This window comes from Streptomyces sp. HNM0645 (genome assembly GCF_030056615.1).
Taxonomy (GTDB): domain Bacteria; phylum Actinomycetota; class Actinomycetes; order Streptomycetales; family Streptomycetaceae; genus Streptomyces; species Streptomyces marianii.
In genome coordinates this window covers 37,121-49,038 of record NZ_JASHLT010000062.1, presented here as the reverse complement: position 1 = coordinate 49,038, position 11,918 = coordinate 37,121, and the positions used below count along the sequence as shown (strand labels likewise).

The window sequence follows — 11,918 nt, the reverse complement described above, 5'->3', positions numbered from 1 at the left end:
GAGGCCGTGCTCCTCGGTCACCCCTCCGTGCAGCAGGCCGTCGCCGTCGCCCGGCCCGGCGCCGGGGGCGAGCCCGTCCTCGCCGCGTACGTCACGGCCCAACAGGCCGGCGGGTACGCCTCCGAGGTCGCCGACGCCGAGGGACTGCGGGCCTACGCCGCGTCCCGGCTGCCCGGCTACATGGTGCCGGTGGTCGTCGTCCTGGACGATCTGCCCCTCACCCCGCACGGCAAGGTCGACGTCGCGGCGCTGCCGCTGCCCGTGGACCAGGCCGCGGGCGGCACCGCCCCGCGCGACGCCGTCGAGGAGCAGATCTGTCGCGACATCCTCACCCCGCTGCTGGAGTGGACCAGCCCCGACGTCGAGGGCGACTTCTTCGCCCTCGGCGGCAGTTCGCTCCAGGCGACGATCGTCGTCTCACGGGTCCGCGCCGTCTTCGGCATCGACATCGCGCTGGCCGACTTCTTCAGCCGCCCGACGGTCGCCGGACTCGCCGACCTCGTCCGCACCGCCCGGGCCGAGGCGGCCGGCGAGCAGGACCGGCTGCTGGCGGTGTTCGACCAGATCGAGAACATGAGCGACGAGGAGGCCGCCGCGTTGCTCGACTCGCTGCAGAACCCGGACGGCGGGCGATGACCGCCGACACCGGGACCGGGGTCGACCGGGCCCTCGCCGCCCTGCCGGAGGGCAAGCGGGAGCTCGCCCGGATGCTGCTCGCGGCCCGGAGCCCCGTCCCCGCCCGGCCGGCCCCGCGCACCGGCACGGGCCCGGTGCCGGCCACCGCGCTCCAGGCCNGCCGCCCTGCCGGAGGGCAAGCGGGAGCTCGCCCGGATGCTGCTCGCGGCCCGGAGCCCCGTCCCCGCCCGGCCGGCCCCGCGCACCGGCACGGGCCCGGTGCCGGCCACCGCGCTCCAGGCCCGGCTCCTGAGGCGCGAGCGGCTCGGCACCGCGGGCAGCAGCGGCACCGGTTCGCACGCCGTACGGCTCACCGGACGACTCGACACGGGGCGGCTGCGCGAGGCGCTCACCGGTGTACTGGCGCGCCACGAGGCACTGCGCTGCCGGATCACGGAGCCCGCGGACGGCGGCGGACCACTGCTGACGGTGGACGAGGATCCGTGCCTGCGGCTGACCCGAACGGACCTGACGCACCGCACGGCCGCGGCGCGGCGGGACGCCGTACGCGCCCAGCTGGCCGAGAGCGCCGCGACACCGCTGTCCCTGGAGAGCGGCCGCACCAGCGCGTTCCGGCTGCTGACGCTCGGCGAGGGCGACCACGTCCTCGTCCTCGCCTCTCATTTGGGCGTCTTCGACGGCTGGTCTTCGGGGGTGTTCCTGAACGACCTCGCAACCGGCTACCGCGAGGGCCCCGGAAGCCTCGCCCCGCCGGCGCTGCAGTTCCCCGATCACGCGGACTGGCAGCGGCGCTGGCTCGCATCCCCGGACGGCGCCGCCGAACTGGCGGACCGGCGCGCCGCGTTCGCCAGGTGCCCGGCGCCGCCGCGGGCACCCGGCGGCTTCGAGCGGGGCCATGTCCCGGTACGCCTGGACCGCGGGCCGGGCAGCCCCCTCGCCGCAGGGCTGGCTCTCGGCGCCACCGAGGGCGCCACCCCCTTCATGACGCTCGTCGCGGCCCTCGCCGTCGTCCTGGCCCGGCGCGACGGGACCACCGAGGCCGTCGTCGGCACGCCGGCGGCGGGCCGCTTCGCCGGGCCGCTCGAGGGGGCCGTCGGACAGTTCACGACGGTCGTACCGATCCGGATCGACCTGTCCGGGCGCCCCTCCTTCGTGGAACTGCTCCACCGCACCCGCACTGCGGTCGCCGACGGGCTGAGCCGTCAACGGCTCCCCGTGGACGAGCTCTTCACCGGCGGGACACAGCCGTACGGCGTCCTGTTCGCCCTGCACAACTATCCCGCCGTGTCCCTCGGCCTGCCCGGCATCGAGGTGGGGCAGCTTCCCGGTCCGCCCGCCCACCACCTGGAGCTGTACAGCACCGACCCCGCCGCCACCCTGGCCTGCGTCGGCCTGGTCGAACGCGACGGCGAGATCGGCGGAACGGCCGAGTTCAACCGCAGGGCCGCCGGTCCCGAGGACGTGACCGCGCTGCTCGGCGGAGTCGAGGACGTCCTCGCCCGTGCCGCCGCGTCCCCCGGGACCACCCTCTGACGCGCCCAAGTGCCGCGTCAGGCAACGTTCGCCCTGTCGCGGCGCCCGGCACGGCGACTCGCGGCGTTGCCGAGTCAACCGAGTAGGCCCACTACGAGGTCGACCCGGCGCCTTGCGATCCACCGCACCCGACGCCGCTCCTTGTCGGGCAAACCTTGCCTGACGCGGCACTAGCCCCTGGGAGTAACCGTTGCTCACCACCGAGTTCTACCGGGCACCCGCCGACTGCGGCCTCGTCCGCTCCGGTGAGGGTGCGCCCCGCACACCCATGCGAGCCCTCCGCGAGGAGATCCACGACGTCCTGGTGTCCGCACCCGTCGCCGCCGCCCGGCGCAGCAGGGATCCCCGTCCCGTGCACCGGGCACTCGGAGGCGCGGGACTGCTCGCCCCGCAGTGGCCCGAGGAGTACGGCGGCCGCGGGGTCAGCCAGGTCGCCGCCGCCGTACTCGTCGAGGAACTGGCCATGCACGACGTGCCCGACCTGCTGCACACCCTGACCGTGCAGATCGTCGGATCCACCCTCCTCAACGTCGCGAGCGCCGCCATGAGAGCCCGTCATCTGCCGGGCTTCGCCGCCGGAACCGCCTTCGGCTGCGTGCTCTTCAGCGAGCCGCAGGCCGGCTCCGACCTGAACATCCTCTCCACCCGCGCCGTCTCCGACGGCAACGGCGGCTACAAGCTCTACGGCACCAAGGTCCACTCGCTGTTCGCCGGCCTCGCCGACTACGGACTGTGCCTCGCGCGCGCCGAGAACGACGCCTTCACCCTGTTCCTGGTGCCCCTGGCCCAGCAGGGCGTGACGATCACCGCCGTTCCCGGTATCGGTGACGACGCCTTCCACGAGGTCACCCTGGACGGCGTGGCCGTCACCGCCGACGACGTGGTCGGCGAGCCGGGCCAGGGCTGGGCGATCGTCGTCAAGACGCTCGCCTTCGAACGGACCGGACTCGACTACTACGTCAAGGCCCTGCGCTGGTACCGCGCCGCCGTGGAACGGCTCGAAGCCCACACCGACCGGCTGCAGTCCGGCCAGCACGACCAGATCGGCCTCGCCAAGCTCAACGCCCGCCTCCTGGCGGCGGGCACGCTCGTACGGCGCGTACTGACCCGGCTGGACCGCGGCGAGCTCAACGAGGACGAGGCGGCGGCCGCCAAGTGGTACACCACCGAACTCGCCGCGGAGGTCGCCTGGTGGGCCGCCGAACTGGACGGCGACCACAGCATGACCCTCGACGACCCCGGTACCGACGGGGTGGCACATCCACTGGACTCGGCGCTGCGGGAAGCCCCCGGGATGCGGATATCGGGCGGCACCGCCGAGATGATGCTCGAGACGCTGGCCCGGCTGCGTCTCGACTCAGGGGCGGAGGTACGGCCTTGACAAGCGCAGCACAACGGACGGCGGACGGCAGGCCACCGGTGGAGCGGTGGCGGGAGCGCGAGGACGAGGACTCCCTCTTCCGGCAACTCCGGCTCACCGTCCGGCAGGGCCTGGAGATCGACGCCGCCACACCCAACAGCGCGTGGGAGGCCCTGACGGGCGTGGGGGCCTGGGAGTTCGCCCTGCCCATCGGCATGGACGGCCTCGACCTTGGCCAGGCCGTCGTCGCCATGGTCTGCGAGGAGGGCGGCAACGCGATGCAGCCCGTGCCGCTCACCGACACCTTCCTCGCGCTGGACCTGCTGTCCGGGCTGGGTCCGCTCGCCCCGGAGGGCCTCGACGGCCTGCTGGACCGGGTCAGGGACGGCTCGCACCCCGTCGCCGTGCCGGGCCGGCTGCCCGACCCGCGCGGTTCGGTACCGCCCGGCATCACCTGGAAGCCCGACGGTGACGACGGCGGTGTCGTACTGACCGGCTCCGCAGGGCCCTTCGCCGCGGGTGTGGAGCCCGGCTCGCTGCTCGTCCTGGCCTCCGGGCCCGACGGGCCGTGCGTCGCCCTCGTCGACCCGTCGGCCCCCGGGGTCGAACTGCGCGCGCTGCGGGACCACGGCGGCGGCGCGGTCTCCGGCGCCGTCCTCGGCGGAGCCCGGATACCGGCGGGGTCCGTCGTCCTGAGGGGGATAGCGGCCGAGCAGGCGCTTGCCCGGGCGGGTCTGCGCGCCGCAGTCCACCAGGCGTCGCTGCTCGCCGGCGTCACCGCGGCCGCGCTGACGGCGGTCGTCTCCCGCATCAGGAGCCGCCGGCAGTTCGGTCAGGCACTGGTGAAGCACCAGGGGCCGCGGCTGAGGGTCGCCGGTCTGCTGGCCCGTCTCGACGCGGTGCGCTGGGCGGTCGGGGACGCCGCCAAGGACCTCGACGAGAACCGGCTCGGCCCCGGTGACGCGGCAGGGCTGATCGCCCTGACCGCGGAGACCGCGCTGGACGTCACCCGTGACGCGGTCCATCTGCACGGGGCCTCCGGGCTCTTCAGGGACGGGCTGGTGGCCGGGTGCTACCGGCGGGCCGCCTGGGAGGCACTGCGCTGCGGCCGCCCCACCCAGCTGTGGGACATCGCCGCGCACACCGCCTGAGAAGACGCACGGAGAGGGGCTCCCGCCGGTGCGGGAGCCCCTGGCTACGCGCCGTCCTCGCCGGCCCGTTCCCGTGGCGCCGGGGCCCGCCGAGACGGCGGACCCCAGCGCCACGGGACGCTCAGTCCAGGTCGCGGCGCATCACCCAGCGATAGCGCTTGTCGCTCTTGGCCTCGGTCCTGCGGACCCGGTGGAAGCCCGCCCGTTCGAACATCTCCATCGTGCCGACGTACGCGAGCGTCGCGTTCACCCGACCGCCCTCCGGGTCCACGGGGTAACCCTCCACCGCGGGGGCGCCGTTGGCCCGGGCGTGCTCCACCGCGCCCTCCAGCAGACCGGACGCGACGCCCTTGCCGCGGAACTCCTTGCGCACGACGAAGCACGTGACGGACCACACCGGCAGGTCGTCGACGGGCGTGATCGTCTTCGACGACGTGAGCCGGTCCAGGTGCTTGCGCGGCGCCACATTGCACCAGCCGGCAACCTCCCCGTCGAGATAGCCGAGCACTCCGGGGGGCGGGTTGCCCGCCTCGACGAGTGAACCCAGGTGCGCGCCCCGCTCGTCGGCGGTCATCCGCCCGTAGTCGCCGGTGGTCAGCCGCCAGGCCATGCACCAGCAGGTGTGCGCGCTCTTGCGCGGCTGCAGGACCGCCCGCACGTCGTCCCATCGTTCGGCGGTCGCCGGTAGAACTTCCCAACTCATCAGGCTACTTCGCTCTCTTTCCATTGCTGTGCGTGTCCCGCGGACGCGGGAACGCCCCTCGTCCGGCGACCCTCGCCCATGAGGGCCGCCAGGACCCCCACGGCACGACGGCAGGCCTGCCGTCCGACACCCAGATGTGTGACGAGCCGGACCGTCCGTGGACCGGGCGCGGTCACCAGGACCCTCTCCCGGGCCGCCCCGGCCACGACCTCCTCGGCGTCCGGTGTGTCGACGAGGACGACGTTGGTCTCCTGCGGACGCACCGCGCATCCGGCGTCCCGCAGTCCCGTCGCGAGCACGGCCGCGTGGGTGTGGTCCTCGGCCATGCGCTCCAGGTGGTGGTCCAGCGCGTGCAGGCCCGCGGCTGCCAGGATCCCCGACTGCCGCATGCCGCCTCCCAGACCGTGCCGCAACGACCGGGCCGTGGGAAGGTGTTCGGCGGCCGTGAGCAGAACGGAGCCGACCGGGGCGCCGAGCCCCTTCGACAGGCACACCGACAGGGTGTCGGCCACCGGGGCCCCGTACTCCGCCAGCGGCGTTCCGGTCGCGGTGTGCGCGTTCCAGATCCGGGCGCCGTCGATGTGCACCGAGACCCCGGAGCCCCGGGTCACCCGCCGGATCGCGCGCAGTGTCTCCACGGGGTACACGGCGCCGCCGCCGCGGGTGTGGGTCTGCTCCAGCGCCACCGCGCGGGTGCCGACGGTGTAGGCGTTGCCCGGACGCAGGACGGCCTCCAGTTCATCGGCCCCGAGCAGTCCCCGCTCACCGGGGACGGTGCGCGTCTGGATCCCGCCGTACCGGGCGGGCGAGCCCTCCTCGTGGGCCAGGATGTGGGCCTCGGCGTCGCAGACGACCTCCTGGCCCGGCGCGACGAGCAGACGCAGCGCGATCTGGTTGGCCATCACGCCCGACGGGACGAACAGGGCGCCGCCGAAGCCGAACAGGCCGGCCAGGCGGTCCTCCAGCGCACGGACGGTGGGGTCCTCCCCGAACAGGTCGTCGCCGACCTCGGCGACGGCCATCGCGCGGCGCATCGCCGGCGTCGGACGGGTCACGGTGTCGCTGCGCAGATCGACGGTCTCCATGGTCATGACGGTGTGTCAGCTCCTCGGTCGCGTCGCGGTCGCGGTGTCAGCCCGCGGACCGCGGCCCAGTCCAGCAGTGGCCGCACCAGCTCCCAGGTCTCCCGGACGAAGGCGCCGGCGGCGGCCGAGCCGAGGGCGGGGCCCGGTCCGAGCCGCCGTCCGGCATCGATCTTGCGGTGCCGCAGCAGCTCCAGCCGGGGGTGGTCCGCCGGCACACCCCGCGGCCGGGTGGCGAGCCTGTCGCCGCCGATCGTGAACCCCAGACCGGTCAGCCGGGCGGTGATCGCGGCCAGTTCCGCGCCGTCCGCCTCCTCCCCGACGGCGGTGCGGTAGCGGGCGACCTCGGCGCCCCCGTACGGGTACCAGCGCCCGGAGGCGTACAGCCCCTCCCGGTCCAGATGCAGCCAGAAACCCAGCGCGGGCAGTACGTCGAGGTACCCGCCCTGGTACGTCTTGTACGGGGACTTGTCGTGGGACATCCGGGTGTCCCGGACCGGGCCGAGCAGACGCACCCCGCCCGCGTACTCGGCGAAGTGCGCGGAGAGTTCGCCGGCCAGCTCCTCCATGGGGGCCCGGACGTCCCTCTCGTACACCGCGCGATGACGCGCCCGCCACGACTCCTTGGAGTTGTCGGCGGCGAGCGCCTCGTACAGGCGCGGTGCCGAGGGAGGGAAGCCGCTGAACGTCACGATCCGTACCCCGGCAGCGGGTGGCGGGAGCAGAGTGCGTCGACGCGGGTCCGTGCCGCCGCGCGCGCCTCGGCCGGGAGCACTCCGGAGCCGGCCCGCAGGGCGTCGAGGACGTCGGCGACCAGGTCCGCGCACTCGCCTGCCGCGTTGCGGTCCATGCCGCGTGCCGCCAGGGTGTTGCTGCCCAGCCGCAGTCCGGCGGTGGTCCGCACGGGCGTGGTGTCGCCCGGGACGCGATTGCGGTTGACGACGATGCCGCAGGACTCCAGGGCCTCCTCGGCGACGTCACCGGTCAGGCCGGCCGGGCGCAGGTCGATGAGCACCATGTGGGTGTCCGTGCCGCCGGTGACCAGGCGCAGGCCGCGCTCGGACAGCCGCTCGGCGATCGCCTGGGCCCCGTCCGCCAGCCGCTTGGCCAGCTCGGCGAACTCGGGTCCCGCCACGAAGTCCAGGGCCCGGGCCTTGGCCGCGACCGACGCGAGGTCCGGGGTGCCCTGGGTGAACGGGAACACGGCGCGGCGCATGGTCGAGGCGAGCGTCCCGCGCTCGGGCCCCGACCTGCCGGCGTCACGGCCGAGCAGGATCAGCCCGCCGCGCGGGCCGTACAGCTGCTTGTAGGTGCTCGTGGTGGTGATGTGGGCGTGGTCGACGGGGCTCGGGTGCAGTCCCGCCGCGACGAGCCCCGCGATGTGCGAGATGTCGGCGAGCAGATAGGCGTTCGTCTCGTCGGCGATCTCCCGGAAGCGGGCGAAGTCGATGCTGCGCGGGTAGGCGCTCGCGCCGCAGACGATCAGCTTGGGCCGGTGGGTGAGGGCCAGATCGCGGATCCGGTCGTAGTCCAGCAGCCCCTCGGGGGTGAGCCGGTATCCCACGGCGTTGTAGTAGCGGCCGCTGACCGAGGCGGGTGAGCCGTGGGTGAGATGCCCTCCGCAGTCGAGGTCCAGGCCCAGCAGGGTGTCGCCGGGTGCGAGCAGGGCGGTGAGCACCGCCAGGTTCGCGGACGACCCCGAGTGCGGCTGGACGATGGCGTCCTGGGCCGAGAACGCCGCACGGGCCCGCTCGACCGCCAGCCGCTCGATCTCGTCGGCGACCGAGCAGCCGGCGTGGTAGCGCCCGCCCGGGTAGCCCTCGGCGGTGAGGTTCCCGAGCGTGCTTCCGCCACAGGCCAGCACGGACGGGTCGGCGACGCTCGAGGCGGCGACCATCATCAGCGTGTTGTTCTGACGGTCCGCCTCCCGGTTCAGCAGCTCGTACAGGACGGCGTCGGTGCGGCGCAGCCGGGCGGCGGCGTGTCCGGCGAAGGTGATCATGTCGGGTGTTTCCGGCCGCGGACCCGCGGCCGCCGGAGCACCGCAGGCGGCCGGGGCGCCCAGCGGCGCGGGCAGGGTGAACGTCATGGCTGTCCCCTCGTGGAGTTCCTGTGGTCGTCGGTCAGGCGCGGGCCGCGCCCCCGGGCCGGTCCGGCGTCCCGGCGGGGATGTCCGCACCGTCCTCCTCGGGCAGCGCACCGAGGGCCTCCGCGGCGGCCAGCGCCTCGGCGCCGTGCTTCTCGTCGGCGGCGATCCGCGCGGCCAGCGTCGCCAGCACCGGGGTGCGGAACACCGTCTTGACGGGCACGGGCACCCCCAGCAGGTCCTGGAGGAGGCCGGCCAGCCGGGTTCCGCTCAGCGAATCGCCGCCCAGTTTGAAGAAGTTGTCGCCGGGACCGACTCGGTCGAGGCCGAGGATGTCGGCGACGGCCGCGCACAGCACCAGCTCCAGCGCGTCGCCCGGCTCCGCCGCCACGTCGGCCGTCGCGGAGTCGTCGGCGGCCTGGCGGCTGCCGGCGGTGGAGGCGAGCAGCAACCGGTCCACCTTGCCGTTGCGGGTGAGCGGCAGCTCCTCCAGCACGGTCAGCGCGGAGGGGACCATGTACGCGGGCAGTTGCTCGGAGAGCCGGGCGAGGATCTGCTCACCCGTGCTCTCCCGGCCGGCGACGACGTAGGCGTGCAGCCGCCGGACGCCGTGGGCGCTGGCGGGGGCGACCACCACGGCCGCCGCGACGCGCTCGTCCTGCCGCAGCGCCGCCTCGATCTCGCCGAGTTCGATCCGGTGGCCCTGGACCTTCACCTGGAAGTCGTCGCGGCCCAGGATCTCGATGCTTCCGTCCGGGAGGTAGCGCCCCAGATCCCCCGTCAGATAGGCCCGCTCACCGGTGTCCGGCAGCGCCACGAAGCGGCTGCGGGTCAGCTCCTCGTTCTTCAGGTAGCCGAGCGCCAGCCCGACGTCGCTGGCCACGGCCATCTCGCCGACCACACCCAGCGGGCGCTCATGGGCGGAGCCGTCCACGATGTAGTACCGCTGGTTGGTGATGGGCTTGCCGTACGGGATGCTGGACCAGGCCGGGTCGACCTCACCGATCGGCTGGAACAGCGACCAGCAGATCGTCTCCGTCGGGCCGCCGGAGCCCACCACCTGGATGCGGGGGCACTGGGCGCGCAGCCGGTCCGGCAGGGTCAGCGGGATCCAGTCGCCGGAGAGCACCGAGAGCCGCAGGGACTCCAGCGGCCGTCCGCCACCGCGCCGTTCGCGGACCTCCGCCTCGCCGACGAGGAGTTCCATCAGCACCGGCACGGAGTTCCACAGCGTGACGCGCTCCGCGGACACCAGGTCGGCCCACACGTCGGGCTCGGCGTGCTCGAACGGCGGCGGGACGACGACGGTGCCCCCCTGCGTCAGCACGCCGAACACGTCGTAGATCGACGCGTCGAAGTGCAGACCGGAGACGGCCAGCAACCGGTCGGCCCCGTCCACCCCGAACCGCCGGGCCACGTCGTGGATCAGGTTGACGACACCGATGTGGTCGACCATGACGCCCTTGGGCTCGCCCGTCGAACCGGAGGTGAAGATGGTGTACGCCATGTCGGCCGGGGTCTGCGCGACCTCCGGCAGTCCGGCGTCGCCGATCTCGAAGTCCTCGTCCACGCGGTAGCGGTGGGCGTTCGGCGGCCAGCCGATCCGGGACTCCAGCCGCGACTGGGTGAGCACCTTGTCCACTCCGGCGTGGGCCAGGAGCCTGCGCAGGCGATCGGGAGGGAGGGCGGCGTCGAGCGGCAGATAGGCCGCGCCGGACGCCAGGATCCCGTACACCGCGGCGTACTGTTCCCAGCCCTTCTCCATCACGACGGCGATCAGCTCGCCCGGCTGCGCGCCGTGCTGCCGCAGCCTGCGGCCGATCCGCCAGGCGTAGGAGGCGAGTTCCGCGTAGGTGAGACGCCGTCCGGCGTCCACGACCGCCTCGGCGTCCGGTGTGCGGGCGGCCTGTTCGGCGAACAGCTCGTGCAGGGTGGTGTACGGGATCTGGCCCGCCGTGTCGTTGACCCGGCGGCGCAGCTCGCGCTCGGCCGGGGGGATCAGGTCGAAGCGCCGGCTGTGCAGGCACTCCGGTTCCTCCACGAGGCGCCGGACGAGCGAGACGTACGCCCCGAACGCCGCCTCGGTGAACCCGGGCGCGAAGGCGCCGTCGACGTAGTCCCAGATGATCCGCAGCTCCCCGCCGAGTTCGCGCAACTGGACGTCGAGCGACACCTGCGGGGTCTGCGAGATCGAATAGACCTCGTGCCCCAGGTCGGTGACCGGGCGGCGGGCCGGGTAGTCCAGCAGGCTGGTGACGACCACCGGCATCCCGGCCTGTGCGCCGGCGCCGTGCAGCCGGGTCAGTTCGCGCAGCACCCGGACGCCGTTGAACGAACCGTGCTCGGTGTCCCGGCGGAGCTGGTCGCGCAGGGCGTGCGCCCGGTCGAGGAAGGTGGCGCCCGAACCGTCCGCGGCCAGCATCACGGCGTTGGTGAAGTCCCCCAGCACCGAACCGATGTCCTCGTGCACCCGGGGGCGCTCGAAGACCGGGTAGTTCAGGGTGAAGTCGGTCTCCTCGGCCCAGCAGCGGACCACCTCGGCGAACGCGGCGGTGAGCAGCACCGACGGGGTCACCTCCGCCTCCCGCGCCACGTTCCCGAGGCGGTCCCAGTCCGCGGGCGCCAGCCGGTGCTCGTGCCGTTCGAAGCGGACCCCGGCCCCGCCGCCCCCGCCCTTCGGCAGCGAAGGCGCCGGCGGGAGCTGGGGAACTCGTTCCAGCCAGTAGTCACGGGCCGCGCGGAACGCCTCCGTGCCGGGCATGACGTCGGCACGCCAGCGCGCGTAGTCGGCGAACGTGAGGCCGGAATCGGGCAGCTCGACCCCGGGGTCCTCGTACAGGTCGATCAGGTCCGGGAAGAGCACCTGGAAGGCGCTGGAGGCGTCCAGCACCTGCAGATCGATGCCCAGATGGACCCGACCCCTGCTCCCCTCGCCCGGCAGCAGCACGAACCTCAGGTCGAACAGCGGCCAGCTCCCCACCGGGAACACCCGGTGGCTCATCTCCTCCCGCAGTTCGGCGAGCCGATGCTCGGCGTCGTCGGGGGAGAGCCCGCGCAGGTCCAGCACCGGTGTGTCGTACGGGGGAGGCTCCACGAGCACGTGCTGCGTGCCGTCGGCCGCTCCGACGGCACGCAGCATGTCGTGGCGGGCGACGACCCGGCGCCAGGCGGCGGCGAACCGCTTCGGATCCAGGTCCTCGCGCTCCCATTCGAAGTATCCGTAGCAGCCGATGCTGCCCAGCTCGACGCCCTCTCCCCGCCCGATCATCAGCGCCTGCTGCGTCTCGGTCATGGGGAAGGGGGCGGCGCTGTCGGCGGGGCCGTGCAAGAGCTCGGTCATGGTCCAACTCCACTCGCTTTAAAGGGA

Annotated in this window: 9 protein-coding genes; 4 read left to right on the top strand and 5 right to left on the bottom strand. The window is 73.9% G+C overall.

Translation table 11 applies throughout. The features are described from left to right. Window positions 1-6: 6 nt before the first annotated feature. The 4 genes from QMZ92_RS31740 to QMZ92_RS31725 all read left to right on the top strand — a co-directional run bounded on the left by QMZ92_RS31740 (window position 7) and on the right by QMZ92_RS31725 (window position 4,680). Window positions 7-636 (top strand): phosphopantetheine-binding protein, encoded by a 630-nt coding sequence (locus tag QMZ92_RS31740; RefSeq protein ID WP_283301023.1) that lies wholly within the window; start codon window positions 7-9, stop codon window positions 634-636. Between the two features lie 195 nt (window positions 637-831). After that, the gene (locus tag QMZ92_RS31735; RefSeq protein ID WP_283301022.1) at window positions 832-2,169 is read left to right on the top strand and encodes a condensation domain-containing protein; all 1,338 of its coding nucleotides are present in this window, start codon (window positions 832-834) and stop codon (window positions 2,167-2,169) included. Between the two features lie 190 nt (window positions 2,170-2,359). Beyond that, window positions 2,360-3,550: an acyl-CoA dehydrogenase family protein gene (locus QMZ92_RS31730; RefSeq protein ID WP_283301021.1), complete on the top strand. Its 1,191-nt coding sequence runs from the start codon at window positions 2,360-2,362 to the stop codon at window positions 3,548-3,550. After that, window positions 3,547-4,680, top strand: a complete 1,134-nt coding sequence (locus QMZ92_RS31725) for an acyl-CoA dehydrogenase family protein (RefSeq protein ID WP_283301020.1) — start codon at window positions 3,547-3,549, stop codon at window positions 4,678-4,680. The genes QMZ92_RS31730 and QMZ92_RS31725 overlap by 4 nt, the downstream gene beginning before the upstream one ends. 121 nt (window positions 4,681-4,801) lie before the next feature. On the opposite strand, the gene QMZ92_RS31720 is transcribed toward QMZ92_RS31725, so the two are convergent. From QMZ92_RS31720 to QMZ92_RS31700, 5 genes are read right to left on the bottom strand one after another with little or no spacing between them, the layout of a single operon-like run. Further along, a complete protein-coding gene (locus QMZ92_RS31720) occupies window positions 4,802-5,383 on the bottom strand; it encodes a GNAT family N-acetyltransferase (protein WP_283301019.1) in 582 nt (193 codons plus the stop codon). After that, complete coding sequence (locus QMZ92_RS31715) at window positions 5,383-6,474, bottom strand: threonine aldolase family protein (protein ID WP_283301018.1); 1,092 nt, start codon at window positions 6,472-6,474, stop codon at window positions 5,383-5,385. Before QMZ92_RS31715 ends, QMZ92_RS31720 begins: the two co-directional genes overlap by 1 nt. Beyond that, on the bottom strand, window positions 6,471-7,157 hold the full coding sequence (locus QMZ92_RS31710; RefSeq protein ID WP_283301017.1) for a DUF2461 domain-containing protein: 687 nt from the start codon (window positions 7,155-7,157) through the stop codon (window positions 6,471-6,473). The genes QMZ92_RS31715 and QMZ92_RS31710 overlap by 4 nt, the downstream gene beginning before the upstream one ends. After that, on the bottom strand, window positions 7,154-8,554 hold the full coding sequence (gene glyA, locus QMZ92_RS31705; protein WP_283301016.1) for a serine hydroxymethyltransferase: 1,401 nt from the start codon (window positions 8,552-8,554) through the stop codon (window positions 7,154-7,156). The genes QMZ92_RS31710 and glyA overlap by 4 nt, the downstream gene beginning before the upstream one ends. 34 nt (window positions 8,555-8,588) lie before the next feature. Further along, a complete protein-coding gene (locus QMZ92_RS31700) occupies window positions 8,589-11,891 on the bottom strand; it encodes a non-ribosomal peptide synthetase (RefSeq protein ID WP_283301015.1) in 3,303 nt (1,100 codons plus the stop codon). Between the last annotated feature and the right edge of the window lie 27 nt (window positions 11,892-11,918).